Genomic DNA, 24,026 nt, shown 5'->3' with positions numbered 1-24,026 from the left:
GGTTTTAAAATGAAAGAACAATTAATACACATGCGGGACAAATTGAATAACATCAGCAGAAGTAACCGTTCAATTCGTCTTTTGAAACTCTATAATAAATGGAGTTTTGATTTAACTGAGCTGGATAAAATAAGTGATGAAAAAGTCAGCACAAAAATTGTTGAAAAGATTGTTAACCAATCTAAGAGTGACATTACACTCTTTAAACCTTCGATGGATAATGAAGACACCATGATTCTATCCAAGAAACTCACAGACCTTTCTCGAAATATGAGAGGAATAGAAGAGGAAACAGGAGTCCATGATTTCTACCTTGGGTTTCCTTTCATTTCAGGTACTCTTCAAGATGGGACATTTTTTCAAGCTCCCCTATTTCTGTATCCCATTCGTTTGGAAAAGAACAATGTTGTTACACAAAAATGGTTAGTTCGTTTAGACGAGGGAGAACCTCAATTAAATCGGACTTTATTTTTAGCTTTTAAAAAGCTAAATAATTTGTCGTTTACCGAGGATTTCTTTGAAAAAGCAGCGGGTCTTGCAACCACACTCAACTACGATAGTTGGATAAACCTTTTTAAAGAGTATGACTTGCACGTTCGGTATACAGAGACAGGAATTAAAAAACTTACTCAATATAAAAAAGATGATATTCCTGAAATAGCAAATCTTAGTCTGCTGGAAAATGCTATCATAGGTAATTTCCCTCAAGGCGGCTCATCATTAGTAAAAGATTATGAACTGCTTATCGAAAAAGTTGAAGAAGGAGGCGGGCTTTCTCTTGCTGGTGAGCTTATAAATCCAGAAGCAAATTCTGGAGGAAATGAGGAGTTAGCTGAAACTGAAGAAGTAGATAGTAGTCATTCTCAGAACGAACCTGACATCTTAAACCTTTTGCAAGCAGACGGATCTCAAGAGGAAATCTTAAGAGAAGCCCGTTATCAGAAAGGGTTAGTTGTACACGGACCACCCGGCACCGGAAAATCACAGGTGATTGTTAATTTAATCACTGATGCTTTACAGATGCAGAAAAAAATCCTGGTTGTTTGTCAAAAACGGGCAGCATTGGATGTCGTTTATCAGCGCCTGGACAGTTTGGGATTAAGCAAGCACATAGCCCTTGTACATGATGAAAAGCAGGATAGAAAAAAGTTATATACGAAATTATCTTCTGTCTTAGATCAAAATGAGATTACACATGAAGAGGCAGTGAATATGCTGGCTTCTGCTTCTAACAAATTGAAAAATCAAGAAGATCTGTTAAACAGCATTGCAAAAGCGTTATATGAGCAACAGGCTTATGGCTTTAGATTATACGACCTATATGGTCTTGCAAATGCTGTAGGTGAAACAAAGCAAATCATCGAGCTTTCAAATATCTTAGATTCCTTAAATCGTGAGGAATTGGATAACATTTCTGAGAGTGTTTATACCTATGCAGAATGGTACGGCCAGTTTGGATCTGAGGACTATATCCTTAAGCATCGTAAAAGTTTCGCCTCAATGGATATGAAAGAAAAGCTGCAGGCTATAGAACTGCTGAACGGTGCACTTGAAAAAGCGAGAAATTCTGTAAGCTATTTAGAGTCGCTTGATCATGAAAAAATCACTCCTGCCTATACTTGGATGATAGAAAACAAGTTAGATAAGGTTTATCCGGATTTAGATGATAGCAATCAGCGTACGCTGCAAGGCCTGAGGTTATGGTGGTGGACATCTTTTTCAGGCAAGTCAATCTTAGAGGAACTTTCAAATGGGGATAAGTTCAAAGGAACTAACTCTACTGAATGGTTAGAGATTAGAAAATCACTAATTACCATGCATCAACTTGCTAAAGAAACAAAACAAATGTCTGATGAAATAGACAAGCTCAATAAGTATATAAATGATGAAAAAATTCAAGAATTCAAGACCAGAATTTCTGAAGGAGATATCCCTCTTAAAGAACTTGACCAAATCACTGAGTACTTCCATCGAGATTTTGAGGAATTACAGCAAATGGACAGCTATTGGTCACGATGCACGGAAAACGTTAAAGATGTGATTTTAAAGTTGCAGAATAAAGCCAATCAATCAGAGATGTCTCTTCCAGACTACTGGGTTGACTTATTTAGAAATTCAGCTTATGTCCACTGGATTGATCAAGCAGAAAAGAAGTATCCACAGGTGCAAAAAGTATCCACCAGTGAGTTTCAAAGAATCAGGGAATCGTTTGCTCAATTAATTGAAGAAAAGAGAAAAGTTGCCACACAGTATTTAATTCACTCACTAACCAAAAGTGTAGACTTTGTACAGTCGACAAATATTAAAAAGGTCAAAGAGCTTAAACACCAAGTTGGCAAGAAGAGAATGATTTGGTCCTTGAGAAAACTTGTTAACCAGTTCGCAGGCCAAGGACTGGTTGATATTATGCCTGTTTGGCTTGCTTCTCCCGAAATTGTGTCAGCCATATTCCCTCTTGAAGAAGGCTTATTCAATTTAGTTATTTTTGATGAGGCTTCCCAATGCACAGTCGAAAATGGAATTCCTGCTGTATACAGAGCAAAGCAGCTTGTCGTTGCAGGAGATGAAAAGCAGCTCCCACCCTTCAATATGTTCCAATCTTCAGCAAGCAGCGACGATGAGGATGAAGAACCTGAATTCGAGACTGACGAATCAATCAGCTTGCTGAATCTTTCGAAAAGGAGATTTCCAGAGAAAATATTGCAGTGGCATTATAGATCTAAATACGAAGAGTTAATAAACTTTTCAAATCATGCCTTTTATAACGGACATGTTCAAATCGCTCCAAACGTCATACCCTTTAAAAATCCACCTGCTATTCAATGGAAAAAGGTAAACGGCCGATGGATTAATCAGTCAAATGAAATTGAAGCTATTGAGGTAGTGAAAGTACTAAAAGACTCGCTGATTAATCAGCCTGGTAAAACGGTAGGAATCATCACCTTTAACTCTAAACAGCAATCTAAAATTTTAGACATTATTGATAAAACTGCTGGTGAAGATGAGGAATTCAATGTTCTCTATCAGCAAGTTATGTCAAGAGATTTAGATGAAAGGATTTTTGTGAAAAACATCGAAAATGTCCAAGGTGATGAAAGGGACATTATCCTCTTCTCAATAGGATATGCGAAAAATGAAGAAGGAAAAATTTACAACCGCTTCGGAATGCTGAACCAAAAAGGCGGAGAAAACCGATTAAATGTTGCTGTTACACGAGCAAAAGAAGGAACTATTGTTGTTTCAAGTATTGATCCTGAGGAACTAAATGTGACGAATACCGCTGAGCTTGGTCCAAAGCTTTTCAAATCCTATCTAAAGTATTCGAAAGCAGTAGCCAGTTCACAGGACGAGCACATAAATGCAGTAATCCAAGAAATTAATGAGAATGTAAATACTCACGTAAAGCAGCAAGATTTACACTTTGATTCACCTTTTGAAGAACAAGTGTATAAACAACTGAGAAACCTTGGGTATGAGGTCACCACTCAAGTTGGAATGTCAGGCTACCGAATAGATATGGCCATTGTACATCCTAACGATTCTTCCAAATTCATTCTAGGAGTAGAATGCGATGGCGCAATGTACCATAGTTCCCAAAACGCTAAGGAAAGGGACGTTTACCGTCAAGCTTTCCTCGAAAGCAGAGGCTGGACAATCGAAAGGGTTTGGAGCAGAAACTGGTGGAGAAATCCTTTTGCTGAAATAGAACGTATCGATCAGCGTGTTAAGGAATTGGTTAAAAGCGAGAAAATCGCAGAAAAGATAACATAATAAAAGTGCCGTATGAGTTGATATTCATACGGCACTTTTATTTATATCAATATTTAACAGGCAAAGGTGTATTTCTAACTAGTCTATTTTCAACTCTATCATTGAAATATCACTTCTAACAGATGATAAGTCCATTTCAATAGAATTAATGTTTGAATCAATAGAACTTATATTGGAATCAATTGTACCAACATCTAGTTTAATAGAATAGACATATGTATTTAATTCGCTCACATCTGTTTCAATACTATTCACTCTGGTATTCAGCTCTCTAACCTCTTCTAAGATATCTTTTAACACGTCATGAATATCTTCTAAATCCACCATTCCTATCTCCCCTTTTCATTTTCTACTATATTTATCACAAAACAATAATCTTCTTGAGAATACCTTAAACACATAATATTGATTTTCTTCTCCTACTAATTTCCCGTATCTCTTCTCTTAGGGCATATATTAAAGCGTAGTTTCTAAATATAAACTCTATATTCAAGAGAAATATTCAACTTCTCCTGCAATTCATTACAAGCTTTTGCATTTTGACGGTAGAAATCTTTCCGAGTCATATAAGCAGAAAATATTTGATCGTATGCCTCATCGATTCTGCACAACAATGGCCTTTCCTCATAAATGGTACATTCATTATCCTTCAGCTTATTGCAGCTGCCATTTTGGTTGTATTTTTCCAGAAACGCAATACCTTCTATTGATGAACAACATGCTCCGCAGGATGTACAAGGAAATTGAGTCATAGCTCCAGCACATCATCACTTAACATGAATGCTTCAAACTCTTCCAAGGTTTCATATTGGAACTTCACACCCAAGCCCTCTGCTAAAGATACAATTGTTTTTTCAGTTAAGCTGTCATCAACGATAGCCATATCGACCATTTTTTTCAACTCAACAAAAGTCGTCTCATACTCTTGATAATAAGAGATCAGCAGGCTTTCTTCCTCTTTAATTTGTTTAATGAGTGCTGCTGACACTGCTTCTGCCTGAAGGCGTGCTTCCTTTGCAAGCTTCAGGTCTGCCCGAGCACTGGTGAAAACTTTATGTAGCTGTTTCATTCCTATTAAGGCCACTGTTCCTGCAACAGCAGCTCCGATTGGACCAAACAAAGCTGCTCCTGCTGCAGTCATGATAATACCAGAGAAACAACTTACCGCATTTGCCCCTAAACCTTCCGCATATTCTTCTGTCGTAATTTTTTTTGTTAAGAACTTGTACGTCAGCTCAGTTATAGTAACAGCTGAACTAGCAATGGCCGTTACCACATTACCCGACATAACAGGATTGTTCTTCCCTAAATACTTTAAACCATATGAGATCCCACTTATTACAGCTCCGCGGGCAGCACTGTTGGCAGCTGCTTTTCCTGTCTCTTTTACACAAAATTCGCCTTTATATGCACCTTGAGCTGCATTAATGGTTCCACCTACAAAGGCCCCTGCCAATGCTCCACCGAGTATGGCAGTTTTAGCACCTGAAAGGAACTCCGCTCGTTTCATTTCAGCCGCAAAGGTTTCTGGGTTTTCTGCAGCACGAGTTGACTCTTCATAAGTTGTCCCGCCGCTTTTGATATTCCCATACTCCGTTTGTCCTTTAATTGAACCATGTGCATCCTTATAATCTGAGGCATAGATCCCGTTAGAATCCATACGCTTCTTAATTAACTCATTTACTTTTTCCTCATTCTCCTTGTTCACTAACCGATCCATGCCATTATATTTAGCATCTGCAACAGCTCGTGCAGCTGCAGCCGCTTTTTTATAAGATTTAGCTTGTATTTCCTTTAAAATATCTCCGTTCGGATTACGGATCAACATGTCTGCTGCAGCATGCGGTTCTCCTAGTTGATCTGTTGTCACTGCCCGTAGTACACTTCCAGCTTTTGCGGCGGCAGCATTAAATTTTGTGGATTCTATAATTTCAAACATCCGGCCTTGTGTTTTATCGCTGGCACAATTGATATATTGTTTAGCAACTTTTTTTAGATATTCTGAACCTGCAACCGTTTCAATTATTGCATTTCCTTGTCTTTCAACCGTTTCAGCAACAACTTGTCCCGCAATAAAGTCAACTTCTGATTGTCGTAAGGCGACCATACTATGCCTCTTTTATACTTGAAATTTTTTGTTTTTCTTCTGTAATAACGGACTGGAGGTTAGGTAGTAATTTTCCTTTTTCATCTAAGATTGTCGTATTTAAAATATCCCGCATTGTAACAGCTAATTTGTAATTATTATGGATAATAATTTGTTCCTCTGTTGTGTAAGTTCTGAAGTCAATGCCTTTTTGATTAATAATGTCAGCCATTTTGTTGACGTTAGTTATTAATAATTGTTGTGTGCTTTGAGCTAACTCCTGCATGCTCTTAGTTGTAGCAGTGATTTGTGCCATGACCTCTGCAGCAGACTTTAATTTCTGAACTTCTGTATTTACTTCAGCTTTTTTCGCATACATTTCCTGCAGTTTCTTTTCTGTTGATGAAGCAAAAATCAAACTTCCAATAGCTAAAGCAGGAGCTAATGCAATCCCTCCTAGAACGAGCGTCCCTCCAGCAACACCCAAGCCTCCAGCTGCCAATGATCCGCCACCCAAGAATGCTAATGTTGCATTTTGAGCTGCAATCCCGCTAAGCGTCGTGATTAACGTTCCAGTAGAGGCAGCCGCAAATGTTGTAGTAGCTCCTACAGCGCCCATTGCAGCTAAACCACCGCCTGCTATAGAAGCGATTCCCGCAGTCATTACTTGTCCTGCCTTCACTACTTGTTTCTCAACATGCAAAATGAACTGCTCAATTTCGCTATTGGCTACAAACTTGTCTGTAACTGTTTCACTATTAAAATTCACATGTTTAATTTGTTTGAAGTGATCTACAAATTCTTTCATTGCTCCGTCCAGTATCTCTAACTTTAATCGACCGTACTCTTCAAAAGTAGTATTTGTTTCGTCTCTTTTTGTTTCAAAGTTTTTATAGGCTCTTTTATACTTGGACTCAAGGCTTTCTGCAAGCTCTTTTGTCTCTTTCATATTTTGGTATGAATCATACCCTTTTTTACCCGCTACAGCTGCAGATGCAGCAGCTGCCCCAGCAACGATTAATGGAATAAGTGGCAATGGCATAGCTAGTTCCTTCTCTCTATTAATATTTATAGTTCTAGTTCTTTTGTAATTAACATTTTACCTATCTAGCCATGAATAATTTGTAGTTTTTTGTCGATATAGTAATATTTTTATGATTAGTTTTTTTCTAACCAATAAAAAAGGTTATATGATAAGGTTACCCACGAAACAATAAGGCCTTACCAAAATTAGTCCGCTTATTGCAGGATCGTAACTGGCCAGGTGCCATGGAAGCAATAGAAACCTTTAGGGATTTGGGTATGAATATCAGCACTCCCTATATTGAGAAAGAATGCGAAGAAGCTGTGGAATGCGGGGATGATGACTGGTTGGAACATCTCTATTATGCGTGTGAGAGTTTAAAGATAGATAAAGAGGATTTTAGTAATACGATTACTTTTGAAAAAATGAAAATAGCGGCGGAAGAAATATAAAGCGGTTCATACCCTATGGAAGATATTTGCTGATAAATAGATAAATAAGATCTTATTTTTAAACCAACAACTACAAATTCTTTGTGACAGGAGAGACCTAATGCATTTAAATAAAAGAGTGCCCGTAAAATCCAGTAGGCGTCATGCCTACCGGATTTTTTTGTATGATCCATCCAGCCGGCTCTCTTCAAATTAAGGATGTGTTGTTAGGCGTTGAAAACTTGGATGATAAAACATCCAACTGGTCTTCTCTTTTCGATTTACAAATGGGAGAGGCGTATATAATTAAGGAATGGGGTGCAAAATGCCAGCGTCCTTACCTGCCGCACGGAAATCTCTTGTTTTGTACTCCTTCGGGGATGGTGTCGTTAAAGATTTCCTCAATGAATTTGGTGAAAGACCCTTTGGCCTGCAGAACCAACCCATACTTTTACAGGGAGGAATATATGAGATCTCCGAAGAATGACTAGAGAGGTTATCCCTTTCGAAGGTTACTTGTGAAGTCTCATCAATTTCGTATATTGGGAGGCGTATAGGAGTTATCACCATAATGGAAATATGGGACAGTTCACCTCTGTCCCACTAGTAAGGGAACTTTCCACTATTATTGAAATCATTAAAATAGCAAGGAAATGGGGAAGTTGTTTGTTATTAGTTAGTATTGCGGCTTTATTTTTTGGGGGTATTGCTTCTATTTCTTACCACCAGGAAGTTTTTACTATAATTCTATTTATGGGATTTGTTATTTTGTTTTTTACATCTAAAGAAAAAAGATTCGTTATATTACTTATGTTTTCCTTTCTAATCAGTTATTTGTTATTTATAAGTATAAATGATTTCGTTAAACTGATGGATCTTTCTAAGGGTACAGAAATTATTCTTAACCGTCTATTTCTTGTTTTAATCATCCTGGGGATCAGTGGAAGTCATCTTTACTTTAATAATAAGGTTTCTTGGTTTAATGAGAGACCTAATTGGAAGAATTCTATCGTATTACCGTTTCACGAACTTAATATATTTTGGTTTTGGATGATTGGTATAATTATTAATGTAGTTATATATATATTCATTATTGTTCAAAAGGACATAGAATATATTCAATCGCTTATCTTGTTTGGTTTAATTTTTTCAATTATGAATGCAGTCTTTGAGGAAGTAATTTGGAGAGGGATATTGCTTACGGCTCTCACTCACCAAACATCGACACGTTATGCTGTTTTATTAACAAGTATTGGTTTTGGGCTTTCTCATCTATCTATTGGCTTTTCTATGTCTCTCAGTTTATTAATTTCAGTTGCAGGGGTCATTTACGCATTAATCACACTTAAAACAAACAGTATCTATCCTAGTATTGTTTTTCATTTTATTGTTAATATCGGAATGGTATTTAGTGGCTTTATAATCTAACGCAAGGATTGCAAGCACAAATAAAAGCGCCTGCCCCCCAATACGTTAAGTGTTAGTGTGCTGGGGGGGGGAGGCTGCGAAAATAAAAGATTTCTGGAGATTGAAAAGAGACTGCTCCCGCAAAATCCAGTAGACGTCATGCCTACCGGATTTTTTGTATGTTCCAACCGCTAAATTTCGCAGCCGAACATTGTATCTAAAAAACTTTATCGTTTACGGTTTTTTCTCTTCACTAAAAAGATGATGAAGGTAACTAACGCAGCTACCAATTTACATTAGTTTCATTCATGTTGTACCTCCCTAGAAGTTACCAGGTTAGGTATCTTACTCAGTTTAGCCAGTCCCAAAACTTGAGAACTATAAATACATTAATTGCTGTCGCTTAGGCTTATAACCGAACAGGAGAAATCAACTCCATCAATTCTTCCTCTCCAATAATCTTAATCTCTATTCCTTGCTCGATCAGTTCATAAGCTTTTTTCTCTTTCGTGCTTATTCCCGCAACTCCCACCACATTCTTGTCCTGTTTGCCGACAACCAGGAAGTCCGTTTTCCTGCTGACTCCACTTTTTACTATGCCGCCATAGTCAACGACTTTCTGCATGGCTTCTTTTCGGTCCAGCGATTGTAAATCACCAGTAAATACTACACTCTTCCCATACAGCTTATGGTTTTCGTCAAATGTACTTTCGGTTGTAACGATATCTTTTATAGAGACTTTCTCAAATTTCTTTCTTTTCTTTTTGAAGGTGGTTTGAAGTTTTAGTTGAGAGAACTTTTTCACCGGAATTCTTCCATAGGTTTGACAGTAACTTTGGAGAGATTTTCTTTTCTTTGATTGCACACTTTTTATGACAAGTTCTGCGCAGGCACGGGCATCTGAGAGAGCATCGTGATGGTTCTCTAATACGATTCCAAATCGTTCTGTTCTTTCTTTTAATGAGTTGCCTATCCGTTCTCCCTGAAGGGCACTGCTGCTGACAGGTATACTGCAGACATACTGGAACTCAGGTAGTTCAATCGAGTATTCTAACAAAGTATTCTTCAAAACATTCATATCAAATTGGGCATTATGAGCGACGAACAAGGTTTCCATTGAAAAATAATGCTGTATTTCATTCCATATCTCAGGAAAGAGAGGAGCGTCCTTAAGCATTTCAGCAGTTATTCCATGTATGTTTGTATATTCAGGATCTACTTTAAGGGCTGGAGGCCTAATCAGAAAATTTTTCTTGTCTACAATTGCGTTATCTTCCACAAATACCATTCCTAATGAGCACGCGCTGGATAATTTATGGTTGGCAATTTCAAAATCAAGGGCGATAAAATCCATCAAATACCTCCTCATTGGTCTATGCTTTTATACTATTATTATATCAAGTATTGATTAGGATTGAAAAAACTGAGAGAGTGGGACAAGGGGTCAGGTTCCTTGTCCCTAAATTCTAATCCTTTTAATATATGAAACGTCACAGCTGTATGTTTATACTTTGGTTGATTATATGTTCGTATTGTTCATCTGTGACAACCTTTTGCAGCATTTCAATCTCCTCAAGTAATTTTCACGTTGTCCATATACTCAAGGTGATTATATAATTCGGTTTTAAGCATCAACGCCGAATTACCGTGGGTGTTTCCAAGGAGTTATGCTTCTCCGACACTTTGAATAACCTCCAGCTTTATGTAGAGTTCTATGAGGCTGGATACATAGTCAGGAAAAAGCTGGCCAGTTTCAAAATACGTTAGATCTAGTACTTCCTGGATTGTCCGTTTTCCGTCCATCCAGTAGAGTATGAAGTCTTCATAGCCCATCGGTATGTTATATTGTGTTTCTTTTAACCAGCGGTACCGTTCCTCTACAGGCAGGGAAGCTATTTCATCAATCGTGCGGATTGGCCCTTGAAAGTTTCTTTTATAGATATTATTTGTCCAGTGCAGTTTTTCCTTGATAACTGTTTTCTCTGATAGTCCATCATCACCTATAGCAGCAATTATTTCCGCTTGCTTTTCAATCAAATTTTTCAGGCTTTGTATTTTTTCTGACATGCTGTTGAAACCTCGAGTTTTTGCATACTGTTCCAGCTGGGCAAGGGAGTCCTTTTCATATTGAACATAGAAGGAGAATGCAGGATGAAATTCCTTTTTAGCAGGGTTATCTTTTACCAGCCACTCTCTGGCATTATTCAAATGAAATCCTGTGGTGCCTATGTGCTGCAAAGTATAAGCAATCCATTCCTCTTCTTGTCCGTTTGCCAGACTGTAGCTATATAGGGCAGTGACAGTCCCAACCAGCTTCATCATGTTTTCATCAAGATGGTTCGTAGAATCTGAGGTGGTGTGGTAATGCTTATCCGGCCATTGAATCAGCATAGGACAAGGAATGCCGATGGTCGGGTCTGAAATGATATAGTGATCGCTTCCGCCGGAGAAGCGTGTTTGCACATAGTGAACGGTACTGTATTCTGAAGTGCCGGTGAAGTTGGTTGTGTTGTTGGCTGTACTCTCAAACAGCTTGCTGGCGAACCTGTCCAAAAATGTGGGGACAGCCATTGGCGGCTGTTCAATACAGAGCGGTCCGCCGCCTTTCGTTTGGTCACCTCCGACCATATCAAGATTTAATGCTGCGATGGTTTTGCTAATTCTATCTTGATGCTGATGAAAGTAGGCAGCCGTTCCTGTCATTTCCGGCATCATTAAAAAGCGGATTCCAAGTTCCGGCTGCGGCAGTTTTCCGTCCTTTATTAAATGTGTGATTGTCCGCATCACTTCCATTAAGGTGCCGGGACCTGATGCATTGTCCTGCCCTCCTGGAAAGGGATGGCATAGATGGCTGACGAGCAGAATTTCCTGATCTTTTTTGCCGGGAATGAAGTATTCAATGTTTTGGAAGTGGCCATCCTGCAGATCTGTTTTTACGGTTGCCTTTAAATGGACTGTTCCCTTTCTCGCCAGATTTCTCAGCTCTTCACCAATCCGTGGGGAGACGACAAACCCGAAGGATTTTACTTCTTCATCATGATGCCACCAATAGGATGTATACTGGCGGGTGTCGGGTAAATCTAATCGTGTCCTGATGGGCTTGAATTCAGCGAGGTTGTCAAAGATGAGCCCGGCGCATTTATATTTTTCAACAGCTAATGCATGAATAATAAACTGATCTCCTCTAACTAGTGCCATCTTGCCTTCAAGGTTACATCCCATATAACTGGTTTCATCCTCGGCATTTTCAATGACGACGAGTTCAGCCTTCAGACCTTCTTCCGGTGTGGAGATGCTTCTTTGGACCAGTGAAATTTCTTCCTCTTGAAATCTGGCAATTCGTTTGCGTTCCGGTGTTTCTATCCATAATTCGGCACTATGGCACGACCATTCTTTGAAGGAATGATGTGAAAGGAAACGCTCGCCAAATTGAGCAGGATAGGAAACGAGTTCAGCATCCACACCGTCTCTTTTTAATAACTTCATGACTTCATGGGCTGCCTCCCGATACCCTGGTGATGCCTGAATGCGGTGATACTGGGCGATACGGTCGGCATACCGAAAAGCCTGTCTGCCTGATAACTCTTCTTCAATAATTTTTTTCAACTCTTTGAACATTGCAATCCCCTCCAGTGCGGTTACTATTACAATTCGAGTGAGGGAGGCAGAATTCCTTTTCCGGGACAAGGGACGTGGGACAAGGGACCTGTCCCCTTGTCCCTGAAAGCGATTTATATTTTTGGTTGACAACTTGTATATACAGGTATATGATTAGTTCATAAGTTGTATATACAGCTTAAAATGTTAATTGAAAGCGGTTATAAATGTTTTGGATCCCTTAGGTTAGGTCAAAAGGATAAAGGATCCGAAAGTTACTTATACTATCAGTGTTTAACTGCTATCATTCTATAATTTGAAAACGATTACGAGGAGGTTATCTTAGTGAGTACAAACAGAGAAGCAGCACGCCAGATAGTGGAAGCTGTTGGCGGTAAGGATAATATTGCTGCAGCGACACATTGTGTTACACGCCTTCGTTTTGCACTGAAGGATGAAGGGAAAGTGGACAGTGAGAAATTGGAAAATATTGATCTTGTAAAGGGATCTTTCTCCACTAACGGACAGTTTCAGGTTGTGATCGGGCAAGGTACAGTGGACAAGGTGTATAAAGAGCTTGTTGAGGAAACTGGTGTTGGGGAAGCTTCCAAGGAAGATGTAAAAAAGGCATCTGAAGGAAACTTGAATCCTTTGCAGCGTGCTATTAAAACGCTTGCGGATATTTTCATTCCGATACTGCCGGCTATCGTGACAGCAGGTTTGCTGATGGGGATTAACAACGTCCTTACAGGACCTGGAATTTTCTTTGAGCAGTCAGTTGTAGAGGCATACCCTCAATGGGCTGATCTTGCAAATATCATTAACTTGATTGCGAATACAGCATTCGTGTTCCTGCCAGGTTTGATAGGCTGGTCTGCGGCCACCCGCTTTGGCGGAAGTCCCCTGCTTGGTATTGTATTAGGGTTAATGCTTGTTCATCCTGATTTATTGAATGCATGGGGCTGGGGTGCGGCACAGCAGGAAGGCGAAATTCCGACTTGGAATTTATTCGGTCTTGATGTACAGAAAGTTGGCTATCAAGGTCAGGTGCTTCCGGTATTGGCGGCAGCCTGGGTACTATCTAAAATTGAAATCGGCTTGCGCAAAAAGATTCCTGATGCGTTTCAGCTTTTGCTTGTAGCTCCTATTGCTTTGCTTGTAACAGGCTTTCTTGCTTTCATCGCAATAGGGCCAATCACGTTTACAATTGGTAATGCTGTTACTGGTGTTTTCGTAGGACTATTTGATGCGCTTCCTGCAATCGGAGGATTGCTGTACGGAGCTTTATATGCACCGCTTGTGGTGACAGGAATGCACCATACATTCCTTCCGGTTGATCTTCAGTTGATTTCGAATACAGGCGGTACGTTCTTGTGGCCGATTTTGGTAATGTCTAACCTTGCACAGGGATCTGCTGCACTTGCGATGATGTTTATCCTGAAAGATGAAAAACTGAAGGGCTTATCCTTCACATCTGCTGTGTCTGCTTCCCTTGGTATTACAGAACCGGCAATGTTCGGGGTGAACCTGCGTTACCGATTCCCATTCTTCGCAGCAATGATCGGTGCTTCAATTGCAGGTATGTTCATTACAATCAACAGAGTTATTGCACCTTCCATTGGGGTAGGAGGGCTTCCTGGATTCCTGTCTATCGTACCTGACAAATGGGCGCCTTTCTTCATCGGTATGGCTATTGCGATTGTCATCCCGTTCATCATTACATTTGTGTTTGGCAAGCTTAGAAAAGTAGAAAAGTAAGAGAGAACAAAAACAAAATATGCCATTGGTGCAATTTGCACCAGTGGTATTCGTATTTTATCAAATCTTTTTTTAGGTGGTGCTTGTTCGTGGAACAACCTTGGTGGAAAAAATCAGTCGTTTATCAAATTTATCCGAAAAGCTTTAATGATACATCGGGAAATGGTGTAGGTGATTTGCAGGGAATTATTGATAAGCTCGACTATCTGAAAGAGCTGGGCGTTGATGTTGTCTGGCTTACTCCAATATATAAATCCCCGCAATATGATAATGGTTATGACATTAGTGACTACTTCTCCATTCATGAAGAATACGGGACGATGGAGGATTTTGACCGTCTCCTGGAAGAAGCACATCAGCGCGGATTAAAAATCATTATGGACATTGTTGTAAACCATACCTCTACTTATCATGAATGGTTTCAAGAGGCGAAAAAATCAAAAGACAATCCTTACCGGGACTATTATATATGGAAAGACGCTAAGAAAGATGGCTCTGAGCCAACCAACTGGATATCAAAATTCGGCGGCTCCGCCTGGCAGCACGATGAGCAAACAGATCAATACTATCTCCACCTGTTTGACGTCACACAGGCTGACTTAAACTGGGAAAATGAAGAGCTTCGCGAAAAATTGTACGATATGATGCGCTTTTGGTTTGAAAAAGGCGTGGACGGCTTCCGTCTGGATGTGGTGAACCTTATTTCCAAGGATCAGGACTTTCCAGATGACGATGGCAGTGTGGCGCCTGGGGACGGACGCAAGTTTTATACAGACGGACCTCGCGTGCATGAATTCATGAAGGAAATGAACAAAGAAGTATTTTCTAAATATGACAGCATGACGGTCGGTGAAATGTCGTCAACGACGATTGATCATTGTATACAGTACACCAATCCCGAATCTAAAGAACTGAGCATGACTTTTAATTTTCATCACCTAAAAGTAGATTATCCAAATGGAGAGAAATGGGCGCTAGCTGACTTCGACTTTCAGGCATTAAAGAATATTCTGTCCACCTGGCAGGTTGAGATGCATAGGGGCGGAGGCTGGAATGCACTGTTCTGGTGCAATCACGATCAGCCGCGTGTTGTGTCGCGCTATGGAGACGACGGAAAATATCATTCTGAATCTGCAAAGATGCTGGCAACAACGGTTCATCTTATGCAGGGTACACCTTACATTTATCAGGGTGAAGAATTTGGAATGACCAACCCTAAATTTGAAAGCATTGACGAATATCGTGATGTTGAATCGATTAATATCTTCAATATGATGAGAGCAGAAGGCATGAAGGAAGAAGACATTCTTGAGATTCTGAAAAGCAAGTCGAGGGACAATTCACGCACGCCTGTTCAATGGGATTCTTCTGAAAACGCAGGCTTTACGGAAGGAACCCCGTGGATTCCTGTAGCTAAAAACTACCGGGAGCATAATGCAGCCAATGCAGTGGAGAACACTCAGTCAGTTCTTTATCATTATAAGAAACTGATAAAACTGCGTAAAAAATACGATATTATTACAGATGGCGATTATCAGCTGATTCTTGATGATCATCAGGATATCTTTGCATATGTCCGCAGCACAGAAACGGAAAAGCTTCTGGTCATCAACAATTTTTATGCAAAGAATACAGTGTTCGAACTGCCATCTTCAGTGGAAACAGAAGGATTTGAAAGCTCTATCCTGCTCTCCAATTATGATGATTCTTCTGAAGATTACCGGAGAATTACCTTACGTCCTTACGAATCAGTTGTTTATCACTTAGTCAAGTAGTGGTAAGATAAATAGTGGTGAGAAGGATGAAAACAAATAAGTTTATGGCAATTTATCAGGATTTGAGCGGGAAAATAAAGAGCGGAGAATTGCAGCGGAACAGCACCATACCTTCTGAGCATGAACTGGCAGAGATTTATGGCACTTCCAGAGAAACCATCCGCAAAGCTCTGACACTTCTGGCGCAAAACGGTTTTATCCAAAAGATAAAGGGAAAAGGATCGATTGTGCTGGATGTAGAAAAGCTTAATTTTCCGGTTTCAGGTCTTGTCAGTTTTAAAGAGCTTGCGCAAAATCTGGGCAAGCCGTCAAGGACAACGGTGCATAAGTTCGGCCTGCTGCAGCCTGACAGGTTTTTGATGAGCCAATTGCAGGCGGGCAGCAAGGATGAAATATGGGAAGTCATCCGCTCCAGGGAAATAGATGGAGAGAAAATTATCCTTGATAAAGATTATTTTTTGAAAAAAAGTGTGCCGCTCCTCACGAAGGAGATTGCAGAGAATTCTATTTATGAATATCTGGAAAAAACACTGCATTTAAAAATCAGTTTTGCAAAAAAAGAAATTGTGGTGGAAGATTGCACAGAAGAAGACAAGCTGTATCTGGATTTAGAAAACTTTCAGCATATTGTTGTTGTCAGAAACTATGTGTATCTTGATGATGCCACACTGTTTGAATACACAGAATCGCGTCACAGGCTTGATAAGTTTCGCTTTGTCGATTTTGCAAGACGCGGCCATTAAAGGAACTACATTGCATAACCGGGTTCTCCGCTCTTTCAGGCAGCTGAAGGAAAAACGGAGACTCCGGTTTTTTCTTATTGTGTGCAAAACTTGTCCGCTTTTACTGGTTTGAGATTGACCGATACACATGGTAGCCGCTGACAGAAACCCCAATTGTACCTGCTCCGGGAAAAACGCTGTCTCCGCACAGCCAGATTCCAGGTATGCCTGTCCGGTGCGAGAGGCTTTTGAAGAGTGCATGCTGATGATTTTGAGGGTATCCTCCAACCATACCACCCTTTCTTCCTGTAAACCTTTCCCACGCTCTTGGCGCCCCTGTTATTTTCATAATCAAATTCTTTTCAACGCCGGGTAGTGCAGTTTCCAGCAGCGCCATCATTTTTGCAGTGACTGCTTCCTTGTTTTTGTCATATTCCTCTTTTGTACTCCATCTCTTGAGATCAGTATGGGTGCTGACTGTTAAGGTCCGATAGCCTGCCGGAGCTCTTTTATTGTCTCCAGCCTCAGAAGTGGAAACAAAAATATGGCTCCCTTCAGCCATTGAATCACTTACTTCCCCGAGAAGTATCTGAAACAAAGGAAAGTGATCGGGAATGAGAGCTTCCTCTACAGCCAGATAAAGCGTCACAGCACCCCACTGGCTTTCCGCCTGTTTTTTTCTATATGCTGATGACAGTTTCTTCTTTAAATGTGGAGACAGGAGTGCCACAAAGTTTGCTAGTGGCATGTTGCAGACAATGTGGTCTGCACCCCAGCTGTTTCCTTTCGCATCAGTTGCCTTGTAGCTCCTTCCTTCTTTTACGATGGAGGTAATACGGGTGTTTCGCCGGGTGTGGCCTCCGTGATCAGCAATGGATGCATGAAGGGCATGTGCAGCCTCATACAAACCGCCTCTAAGGTAAAAGGCTCCCTCATGATAAATGGAAAGAGCATAAGCCCCCATCACAGCACTGCATTCGCGCGTTGTTGTCTGCATGGAATCAATGACAACCGCATTCAGAAGCTGCACAAAGGAAGAGTGCTGATGCAGGTTATGCTTTCTAAGCAGATCAAATAGTGTCATCGGTAAATACGGCAGCAACCTGACCGTTCCGGGCTTTAGTGAACGAAATAGTCTATTCCAGTCACTAAGTGAAGCGGGAGGAAGAGCGGGAAGCGGTGCAATCAGTTTTTTTACTTCATTTCCAATCCGCCATACTTCCTGAAAGAAACTCCTAATCTGTAGGGCTTCATCCTCAAAGTGAGAAGAGAGCTCCTGCAGAAAGGCCTCCTTATCTTTCACATATTTGATGGTTCTCTCGGGCGTAACAATATCCATAATGTGATGAAGCAGCTTTGCTTCCTGAAAATTAATATCGAGCTCCTGAAAGATGCGGCGGTGAATGCCGCCTTCTTCAAAGCCCATTCCCAGCGTCGCGCCGGCAGGAAAAAGAAATTCCTTTCTTGAAAACTTGCCTGCGCAGCCGCCCCATTCATTTGAGGCTTCCAGGACTGTCACTTCATATCCCTGCTTTTGAAGCAGGGCACCGGCTGTGAGTCCGCCAATTCCTCCTCCAACAATCAGAACTTTTTTCATGAGCAGCTCCCATTTCTACGAGTTTTCTTAATTTTACCTGCTTTTCCAGTGAGAAAATATTTTAAATGTGCCTTTTGCTCACCACCCGGGCTTGTATGTAATATGATATTTCAACAAAAGATATGTGCAGGTGATGATGATGTGGATATCTCTTTTATGGACGTTAGTAGCAGTTCTGGTCTGTTGTATTGTACTGTGTACACTTCTGGCAAACGCGATTATTTTCCCGCGGAAATTTTCTTATGAGGACACGTTCCGCAAGGGAGTGATGAGCGGCGAAATCAATGAAAACACCTTTCATCAGTACAGAAAAGAGGAGGTTTTTATTGATTCTTATCATGGATATGAAATTCACGGAATGCTTTTCTCTGTGGCAGAAAGCAAAAAAGCAATTCTGATCGCACATGGCATTACTTGGTCACTGTTCGGCAGCCTGAAATATGTGCCGATGTTTCAAAGAATGGGCTATTCGGTCCTGCTCTGTGATCACCGTTATCACGGGTTAAGCGGGGGCGATCATACCTCTTTCGGCTATTTTGAAAAAGATGATTTTAAAGCATGGATTGATTTTCTTGAAGAAAAATTCGGGAAGGGTGCGGTCATTGGTGTGCTGGGGGAATCTCTCGGTGCTGCCAGTGCATTGCAGTGCATAAAAGAGGAAACCCGGATTGCCTATTGCATAGCTGACTGTGCCTTTCATGATTTCACCTCGCTTCTTCGGCTGAGGCTGGTTCAGGACTTCAGAGTCAGGTTTTACCCCTTGATTACCATAACCAGTTTGATCATTAAATTCAGGTGCGGATGGAGTTTTTCACAAATCTCTCCTATCAAGGGACTCGAGAACATTTCAACTCCGATCCTGTTTATTCACGGCAGTGATGACTCGTTTATTCCTGTTGAGATGAGCAGGAAAATGTATAAGCTGGCAGCGGGGTTAAAAAGGCTCTATCTCGTCCCTAAAGCTGAGCATGCCAAAGCATTTTTGACAGATCCAAAACGCTATGAAAAGATGGTTGGCGACTTTATTAAAGAAGTTGAAAACAAACAGCTGAGCTTAAAGGAGCTGTCATGAAGGGCGGCGCCTTTCTATGTTTCATCAGCTGTAAACCGGGTACATTTTAACTATCAACAAATAAATGTGCTTGGGAGGCATGCTGACAATGAGTAAAAAAATTGCTGTTGTAATGACAGATTACTTTGAAGATGTGGAATATACGGATCCTGCGAAGTCATTCAAGGAAGCAGGCCATGAACTAACTGTAATTGAAAACGAAAAAGGGAAAACGGTAAAAGGAAAGCAGGGAGATGCTGAAATTCAGGTGGACGCAGGAATTGATGATGTGAATCCATCGGAATTTGATGCGCTGTTTATTCCGGGAGGTTTTTCACCGGATATGCTGAGAGCGGATGACAAATTTGTCGACTTTGCAAAATCATTCATGGATGACAACAAGCCGGTTATGGCAATCTGCCATGGACCGCAGCTGCTGATCAATGCTGATGCTCTTAAAGGAAGAGATATTACAGGCTTTGTATCCATTCACAAAGACTTGGAAAATGCGGGAGCAAACGTACATGACAAGGAAGTAGTCGTCTGCGGCAACCAGCTGGTCACAAGCAGAACGCCTGATGATATCCCGGCGTTTATCGAAGAATCTCTAAATGTATTATCATAATAGAAGAAACGAGTAGCCCCGCGGCTACTCGTTTCTTTTTGTCCCATCAGAAGGACCCGGAAGAGGATCAATTGTAACAGCATCCTCTGTGTTCACTGCAGATTTTAAAGCAGCAATAATAAAGAAGATTGCAATAAACAAAAAGAATACAAGAACGAGTGTAGCCAGCCACCATCCCGCCATCGTCATTCCCCCTTACTGACATATATGCAGCAAGCGGGAAAGGCAGTCTATGTATTCACAAATCTTTTTTGTGCTTAAGATTCTTTGCGGAGATTGCCGAGTTCTTCAACAATTGCCTGCATTTCTCTCGGGCTGAATGTGTCTTTTTTCATCACATGCTCATAAATATCTCTGAGTTCTTCATACATTTCCCCGTCAAAATGAGAAGGTTTAATCGCTCCAATATTAATCACTTTCAGCTTTTCTTTAATCTGTTCGATCATGTATTCAACGTTTTCAGAAGACTTCTCTGTTAAATTCAACATAACCATCCTTTCACAACACGTTTTATATGTATTGTATCACGAAAGAGGACAACTCATGAAAAAAGAAAAAGCCGGCTGCCCGGCTTTAAAGGATGGTTCATAGAGTCATCAGAGAGAGACGTCCCCTTTTTTGCTTTGTTCTTTTTCTTCCTGAATGACTTTGAGGAATCTCTTCGTTTCAGCAATAACCACCCCTGAGAGTCCCAAAAGACCGATTAAGTTAGGGAAGGCCATTAAGCCGTTCATAATATCAGCAATGCCCCACACCGCTTCCAGCGTAGAAATGGCGCCGACAAATACTGCGAGCACAAACACAATTCTGTAGTATTTTACAACCTTTTGGCTGAATAAATATGAGAAGCATTTTTCCCCATAATACGACCAGCCGATAATGGTTGAAAAAGCAAAGAACAAAAGACCGATTGCGACAATCGTTGACCCTGGTGTCCCAAGGAACTTTGCAAATGTAGCGGACGTTAATTCTGCACCTTTTTGATCACCGGTATAAAGGCCGCCCATAACCAGTGTAATTCCCGTGATGGAACAGATGATAATTGTATCAATAAATACCTGCGTCATAGACACGAGTGCCTGACGCCCTGGATAGTCGGTCTTGGCAGCCGCTGCAGCAATTGGAGCAGAACCCAGACCTGCTTCATTTGAAAACACACCGCGCGCCACACCCCAGCGGATTACTGTCCCGATCGCTCCCCCTGCAACCGCCTCACCTGTGAAGGCATCAGAGAAAATTAATGCCACAGCACCCGGTACAAGATCTGCATTCAGGATCATGACAATCAGTCCGGCAATTGTATAGAAAAGTGCCATAACCGGAACAAAATAAGAGGTAACCTTTCCGATACTCTTAATGCCTCCAAGAATTACTAATGCTACACAAATAGTAATAATAAGACCAGTCACCCAATTAGGAATTGAAAAAGCAGAACTCATAACATCTGCCACGGAGTTGGATTGTACCAGGTTTCCAATTCCAAAAGCAGCAATGGCACCAAAAAAGGCAAATAAAACACCGAGCCATTTTTGTCCCAGTCCTCTTTCCAGATAATACATAGGACCTCCGGACATTTCTCCATTCTTATCAACAACACGGTATTTGACTGCAAGGACAGCCTCGGCATACTTTGTAGCCATACCGAACAAGGCGGAAATCCACATCCAGAAAACAGCACCTGGCCCGCCGGTAAATACGGCAGTCGCGACACCCGCAATGTTACCAGTTCCTACAGTTGCTGCAAGAGCGGTCATCAAAGCCTGAAAGTGAGAGATATCTCCCTCAGATTTCTTATCCTGCTTCCTGCTGAAAGCAATTTTTAAAGAATAAGGCAAAAGTCTGAGCTGCAAAAATCCTAACCTGATTGTCAAATAAATACCTGTACCAACAAGCAAGATCAATAATGGAGGACCCCAAATAAGATCACTCACTGTTCCAATCCAAGCCATACATTCCCCTCCCGTTTATTAAGAATGGACAAATGTCTATCTACCCATATAAGAATATTCTGAAAATATCACGCAAATGTCAAGTCTTTTTACATAATTGGATTGAAAGTTGCATTTTTGGTAAAACAGAAATACGATTTAGGTATAAAATATGAATAGAAAGGAGGTCAGCTACTTGATTTCTATACTCTTTGTCTGTCTGGGCAACATATGCCGATCACCCATGGCTGAAGCAATCATGAAACATTATGCGGCCGAAGAAGGACTGAAACATAAAATTGCCGTGGACTCTGCAGGAACGGGAGACTGGCATATTGGAAAGCCGCCTCATGAAGGAACGCGGAGGATACTGGACAGCAATACGATCTCCTATGAAGGATTACTGGCAAGAAAAGTGGAAGAGAAGGATTTAACAAGTCATCATTATATTATTGCGATGGATGCTGAAAACCTTGGAAATCTTCGCCGCATGGCTGGGTATACTAAAACAGGGTATATTGGAAGGCTGCTTGACTTTGTGGACGAAGCGAACCTGTCAGATGTCCCGGATCCTTATTTTACGAACAATTTTGAAGAAACGTATGAATTGATCAGCAGCGGCTGCAAACATCTGCTGCAATACATAAAAAAAGAGCACAATCTCTGAGAAAAGGAGCAAAATACTATGGGTTTAAATAAACTTTTTAAAAGCATTCTTGTTGGAGCTGCTGCGGGGGCGGTGCTTTCACTTCTCGACAAACCAACGCGCACGAAAGTAATAGAAAGCGGGCAAAGAGCGAAAAATAAGGCGATTGACATCTATCAAAACCCGGAATCGCTGGCCGAGCAGGTTAGAACAAAAATTGATGAAACACGCTCAACTGTCGATTCTCTGCAAGATGACTGGGCATTCTACAATGAAAAATTTCAGGAACTGAAGAAAACAACACCTCAGGTACTGGAGTTTATTCAAGAAACAAAGGAAATCTTCCAGAAAAAATCTTCCTGAATCGAGGTATCCTTATATGAGGGACAACAGAAAAGAATCTTTTTTGGCAGAGCTAATGAAGCGCTTTTTCAACGATGATGTAACAGGTATGTCAGCAGAGCTAGCCTACTTTTTTCTGTTATCTCTCTTTCCGTTTCTCATTTTTCTAATTACCTTATTCGGCTTTCTTCCTCTCTCCGAAGAAGATGTACTAAGCTTTCTTGCTCAATACGCGCCGGAAGGTACAATGCTGATGATTGAAAATATCCTCTCGCAGGTCCTCAACACACAAAACGGCGGCTTGCTGTCTTTTGGAATTCTGGCAACAATCTGGTCAGCATCCAACGGTATCCACTCCATCGTGAGAGCGCTGAACAAAGCCTTTGAAGTAAGCGAAAGCCGCTCTTTTTTTGCTGCCAGAGGCATTTCCATTTTGTTAACCTTTGCCATGGTTTTTGTCATCATAGTAGCCCTGCTGCTGCCAGTGTTCGGACATGAAATCGGCCTTTTTATCTTTTCGTTATTTGGATTCTCAGAACTGTTCTTTCACCTGTGGAACGCCATTCGCTGGGTGCTTAGTGCTTTAATACTCTTCGTTGTTTTTGCAGCACTATATTTATTTGCCCCCAATAAACACCTTTTGCTGAAACATGTCCTTCCGGGCGCCGCCTTCTCCACGATCGGCTGGATTGCCGCCTCGGCCATTTTCTCCTACTTTGTCACAAGCTTTGCGAATTTCAGTGCAATGTATGGAAGCATCGGAGGCATCATCATACTTATGATTTGGTTTTACATCACCGGAATGATGATTATCCTGGGCGGAGAACTGAACGCCGCTTTTTATAAACGGCACAGCGCAAAGTAGCAGGGGAGTGCGGGGGGAGGTGTGATCATCATTGAAAAATACAATGAGTCCTGGATTCATTCAAAAATAAACGGAACTTTTCCGGTTAAATGAAAAAATCGGCTGATTTTAGAGGAAATAAGGGAAGGAATTCCGCTTAAGCTGCTGAAAATACTCCATTTTAAGGCTTTTTGGACGCATAGCCGGAATGTCTCCGTTTATTTAAGTCCACTTTCATTGTTTTTTCTGAATAGGCGGAGTTCCTCCACTAGCATTGTAAAAATATCCACAAGGGTATACCGATTTTACTCTATATGTAATTTAAGTATAATTTTACCATCCAAGCTTCTTCGTTCAGAGCCAAAAAGTCTAGGGGGTTGTAATTGAACCCAGTTATCCAAAAATTGGATATTATTTTCTTT

At 40.9% G+C, this 24,026-nt stretch carries 22 protein-coding genes; 12 read left to right on the top strand and 10 right to left on the bottom strand.

Annotated elements, in window-relative coordinates; translation table 11 throughout:
- Nucleotides 1–9: 9 nt before the first annotated feature.
- On the top strand, nucleotides 10–3,771 hold the full coding sequence (locus GJU40_RS14775; RefSeq protein ID WP_154308844.1) for an AAA domain-containing protein: 3,762 nt from the start codon (nucleotides 10–12) through the stop codon (nucleotides 3,769–3,771).
- A gap of 78 nt (nucleotides 3,772–3,849) precedes the next feature.
- Here the strand turns inward: GJU40_RS14775 and GJU40_RS14770 are convergent, their stop codons facing one another.
- The 4 genes from GJU40_RS14770 to GJU40_RS14755 form a co-directional block, all read right to left on the bottom strand.
- Nucleotides 3,850–4,098, bottom strand: a complete 249-nt coding sequence (locus tag GJU40_RS14770; protein WP_154308843.1) for a hypothetical protein — start codon at nucleotides 4,096–4,098, stop codon at nucleotides 3,850–3,852.
- A 143-nt stretch (nucleotides 4,099–4,241) separates the two neighbouring features.
- Nucleotides 4,242–4,523 (bottom strand): YkgJ family cysteine cluster protein, encoded by a 282-nt coding sequence (locus GJU40_RS14765; protein ID WP_154308842.1) that lies wholly within the window; start codon nucleotides 4,521–4,523, stop codon nucleotides 4,242–4,244.
- The gene (locus GJU40_RS14760) at nucleotides 4,520–5,878 is read right to left on the bottom strand and encodes a hypothetical protein (protein WP_154308841.1); all 1,359 of its coding nucleotides are present in this window, start codon (nucleotides 5,876–5,878) and stop codon (nucleotides 4,520–4,522) included. The genes GJU40_RS14765 and GJU40_RS14760 overlap by 4 nt, the downstream gene beginning before the upstream one ends.
- Before the next feature lies 1 nt (nucleotide 5,879).
- A complete protein-coding gene (locus tag GJU40_RS14755) occupies nucleotides 5,880–6,899 on the bottom strand; it encodes a hypothetical protein (RefSeq protein WP_154308840.1) in 1,020 nt (339 codons plus the stop codon).
- Between the two features lie 227 nt (nucleotides 6,900–7,126).
- Between GJU40_RS14755 and GJU40_RS14750 the strand changes: the two genes are divergently transcribed.
- The 3 genes from GJU40_RS14750 (at nucleotide 7,127) to GJU40_RS14740 (ending at nucleotide 8,740) form a co-directional block, all read left to right on the top strand.
- Entirely contained in the window at nucleotides 7,127–7,333 is a 207-nt protein-coding gene (locus tag GJU40_RS14750; protein WP_154308839.1) for a hypothetical protein, read from the top strand.
- A gap of 164 nt (nucleotides 7,334–7,497) precedes the next feature.
- On the top strand, nucleotides 7,498–7,803 hold the full coding sequence (locus GJU40_RS14745; protein WP_212029854.1) for a hypothetical protein: 306 nt from the start codon (nucleotides 7,498–7,500) through the stop codon (nucleotides 7,801–7,803).
- 175 nt (nucleotides 7,804–7,978) lie between these two features.
- Nucleotides 7,979–8,740, top strand: coding sequence for a CPBP family intramembrane glutamic endopeptidase (locus GJU40_RS14740; protein ID WP_170289422.1), 762 nt, complete (start codon nucleotides 7,979–7,981; stop codon nucleotides 8,738–8,740).
- Between the two features lie 388 nt (nucleotides 8,741–9,128).
- On the opposite strand, the gene GJU40_RS14735 is transcribed toward GJU40_RS14740, so the two are convergent.
- Both GJU40_RS14735 and GJU40_RS14730 read right to left on the bottom strand, forming a co-directional pair.
- Nucleotides 9,129–10,073 (bottom strand): exonuclease domain-containing protein, encoded by a 945-nt coding sequence (locus tag GJU40_RS14735; RefSeq protein ID WP_154308836.1) that lies wholly within the window; start codon nucleotides 10,071–10,073, stop codon nucleotides 9,129–9,131.
- 311 nt (nucleotides 10,074–10,384) lie between these two features.
- The gene (locus tag GJU40_RS14730; protein WP_154308835.1) at nucleotides 10,385–12,337 is read right to left on the bottom strand and encodes a DUF4910 domain-containing protein; all 1,953 of its coding nucleotides are present in this window, start codon (nucleotides 12,335–12,337) and stop codon (nucleotides 10,385–10,387) included.
- A 324-nt stretch (nucleotides 12,338–12,661) separates the two neighbouring features.
- Between GJU40_RS14730 and treP the strand changes: the two genes are divergently transcribed.
- From treP to treR, 3 genes are all read left to right on the top strand, one after another.
- Nucleotides 12,662–14,074, top strand: a complete 1,413-nt coding sequence (gene treP, locus GJU40_RS14725; RefSeq protein ID WP_343031569.1) for a PTS system trehalose-specific EIIBC component — start codon at nucleotides 12,662–12,664, stop codon at nucleotides 14,072–14,074.
- An 89-nt stretch (nucleotides 14,075–14,163) separates the two neighbouring features.
- Complete coding sequence (gene treC, locus GJU40_RS14720) at nucleotides 14,164–15,849, top strand: alpha,alpha-phosphotrehalase (RefSeq protein ID WP_343031568.1); 1,686 nt, start codon at nucleotides 14,164–14,166, stop codon at nucleotides 15,847–15,849.
- A 26-nt stretch (nucleotides 15,850–15,875) separates the two neighbouring features.
- Nucleotides 15,876–16,592, top strand: a complete 717-nt coding sequence (gene treR, locus GJU40_RS14715) for a trehalose operon repressor (protein ID WP_154308833.1) — start codon at nucleotides 15,876–15,878, stop codon at nucleotides 16,590–16,592.
- A gap of 100 nt (nucleotides 16,593–16,692) precedes the next feature.
- Here the strand turns inward: treR and GJU40_RS14710 are convergent, their stop codons facing one another.
- A complete protein-coding gene (locus tag GJU40_RS14710) occupies nucleotides 16,693–18,168 on the bottom strand; it encodes an FAD-dependent oxidoreductase (protein ID WP_154308832.1) in 1,476 nt (491 codons plus the stop codon).
- 133 nt (nucleotides 18,169–18,301) lie between these two features.
- Here GJU40_RS14710 and GJU40_RS14705 point away from each other — a divergent pair, with 133 nt between their 5' ends.
- The gene (locus GJU40_RS14705) at nucleotides 18,302–19,240 is read left to right on the top strand and encodes an alpha/beta hydrolase (protein ID WP_170289421.1); all 939 of its coding nucleotides are present in this window, start codon (nucleotides 18,302–18,304) and stop codon (nucleotides 19,238–19,240) included.
- Nucleotides 19,241–19,328: 88 nt separating this feature from the next.
- Complete coding sequence (locus tag GJU40_RS14700; protein WP_154308830.1) at nucleotides 19,329–19,844, top strand: type 1 glutamine amidotransferase domain-containing protein; 516 nt, start codon at nucleotides 19,329–19,331, stop codon at nucleotides 19,842–19,844.
- Between the two features lie 24 nt (nucleotides 19,845–19,868).
- Here the strand turns inward: GJU40_RS14700 and GJU40_RS14695 are convergent, their stop codons facing one another.
- From GJU40_RS14695 to GJU40_RS14685, 3 genes are all read right to left on the bottom strand, one after another.
- Nucleotides 19,869–20,027: a hypothetical protein gene (locus GJU40_RS14695; protein ID WP_154308829.1), complete on the bottom strand. Its 159-nt coding sequence runs from the start codon at nucleotides 20,025–20,027 to the stop codon at nucleotides 19,869–19,871.
- A gap of 74 nt (nucleotides 20,028–20,101) precedes the next feature.
- Nucleotides 20,102–20,332, bottom strand: coding sequence for a DUF1128 domain-containing protein (locus GJU40_RS14690; protein ID WP_425481227.1), 231 nt, complete (start codon nucleotides 20,330–20,332; stop codon nucleotides 20,102–20,104).
- A 108-nt stretch (nucleotides 20,333–20,440) separates the two neighbouring features.
- Entirely contained in the window at nucleotides 20,441–21,793 is a 1,353-nt protein-coding gene (locus tag GJU40_RS14685; protein WP_154308828.1) for an alanine/glycine:cation symporter family protein, read from the bottom strand.
- 175 nt (nucleotides 21,794–21,968) lie between these two features.
- Between GJU40_RS14685 and GJU40_RS14680 the strand changes: the two genes are divergently transcribed.
- The 3 genes from GJU40_RS14680 to GJU40_RS14670 are packed head-to-tail and all read left to right on the top strand — an operon-like array spanning nucleotide 21,969 to nucleotide 23,625.
- The gene (locus GJU40_RS14680) at nucleotides 21,969–22,439 is read left to right on the top strand and encodes a low molecular weight protein-tyrosine-phosphatase (RefSeq protein WP_154308827.1); all 471 of its coding nucleotides are present in this window, start codon (nucleotides 21,969–21,971) and stop codon (nucleotides 22,437–22,439) included.
- An 18-nt stretch (nucleotides 22,440–22,457) separates the two neighbouring features.
- The gene (locus tag GJU40_RS14675; RefSeq protein WP_154308826.1) at nucleotides 22,458–22,781 is read left to right on the top strand and encodes a YtxH domain-containing protein; all 324 of its coding nucleotides are present in this window, start codon (nucleotides 22,458–22,460) and stop codon (nucleotides 22,779–22,781) included.
- A 16-nt stretch (nucleotides 22,782–22,797) separates the two neighbouring features.
- Nucleotides 22,798–23,625 carry a YihY/virulence factor BrkB family protein gene (locus GJU40_RS14670; RefSeq protein WP_154308825.1) on the top strand — a complete coding sequence of 276 codons (828 nt, stop codon included), beginning with the start codon at nucleotides 22,798–22,800 and terminating at the stop codon, nucleotides 23,623–23,625.
- The last annotated feature ends 401 nt before the right edge of the window (nucleotides 23,626–24,026 follow it).

Source organism: Metabacillus lacus, from assembly GCF_009674805.1.
GTDB classification, from domain to species: Bacteria; Bacillota; Bacilli; order Bacillales; family Bacillaceae; genus Metabacillus_C; species Metabacillus_C lacus.
The sequence above is the reverse complement of the archived record's forward strand: the minus strand, read 5'-3'. Positions and strand labels throughout refer to the sequence as shown.

Bases quoted from the DNA above. Each gene is read 5' to 3' on its own strand.
- GJU40_RS14735 (WP_154308836.1), bottom strand. From the start codon at position 10,073: ATGGATTTTATCGCCCTTGATTTTGAAATTGCCAACCATAAATTATCC.
- GJU40_RS14730 (WP_154308835.1), bottom strand. From the start codon at position 12,337: ATGTTCAAAGAGTTGAAAAAAATTATTGAAGAAGAGTTATCAGGCAGA.
- GJU40_RS14775 (WP_154308844.1), top strand. From the start codon at position 10: ATGAAAGAACAATTAATACACATGCGGGACAAATTGAATAACATCAGC.
- GJU40_RS14710 (WP_154308832.1), bottom strand. From the start codon at position 18,168: ATGAAAAAAGTTCTGATTGTTGGAGGAGGAATTGGCGGACTCACAGCC.
- GJU40_RS14750 (WP_154308839.1), top strand. From the start codon at position 7,127: ATGGAAGCAATAGAAACCTTTAGGGATTTGGGTATGAATATCAGCACT.
- GJU40_RS14705 (WP_170289421.1), top strand. From the start codon at position 18,302: ATGATGATGTGGATATCTCTTTTATGGACGTTAGTAGCAGTTCTGGTC.
- GJU40_RS14675 (WP_154308826.1), top strand. From the start codon at position 22,458: ATGGGTTTAAATAAACTTTTTAAAAGCATTCTTGTTGGAGCTGCTGCG.
- GJU40_RS14685 (WP_154308828.1), bottom strand. From the start codon at position 21,793: ATGGCTTGGATTGGAACAGTGAGTGATCTTATTTGGGGTCCTCCATTA.
- treR (WP_154308833.1), top strand. From the start codon at position 15,876: ATGAAAACAAATAAGTTTATGGCAATTTATCAGGATTTGAGCGGGAAA.
- GJU40_RS14770 (WP_154308843.1), bottom strand. From the start codon at position 4,098: ATGGTGGATTTAGAAGATATTCATGACGTGTTAAAAGATATCTTAGAA.
- GJU40_RS14755 (WP_154308840.1), bottom strand. From the start codon at position 6,899: ATGCCATTGCCACTTATTCCATTAATCGTTGCTGGGGCAGCTGCTGCA.
- GJU40_RS14690 (WP_425481227.1), bottom strand. From the start codon at position 20,332: ATGTTGAATTTAACAGAGAAGTCTTCTGAAAACGTTGAATACATGATC.
- GJU40_RS14745 (WP_212029854.1), top strand. From the start codon at position 7,498: ATGATCCATCCAGCCGGCTCTCTTCAAATTAAGGATGTGTTGTTAGGC.
- GJU40_RS14700 (WP_154308830.1), top strand. From the start codon at position 19,329: ATGAGTAAAAAAATTGCTGTTGTAATGACAGATTACTTTGAAGATGTG.
- GJU40_RS14670 (WP_154308825.1), top strand. From the start codon at position 22,798: ATGAGGGACAACAGAAAAGAATCTTTTTTGGCAGAGCTAATGAAGCGC.
- GJU40_RS14765 (WP_154308842.1), bottom strand. From the start codon at position 4,523: ATGACTCAATTTCCTTGTACATCCTGCGGAGCATGTTGTTCATCAATA.
- GJU40_RS14760 (WP_154308841.1), bottom strand. From the start codon at position 5,878: ATGGTCGCCTTACGACAATCAGAAGTTGACTTTATTGCGGGACAAGTT.
- GJU40_RS14695 (WP_154308829.1), bottom strand. From the start codon at position 20,027: ATGGCGGGATGGTGGCTGGCTACACTCGTTCTTGTATTCTTTTTGTTT.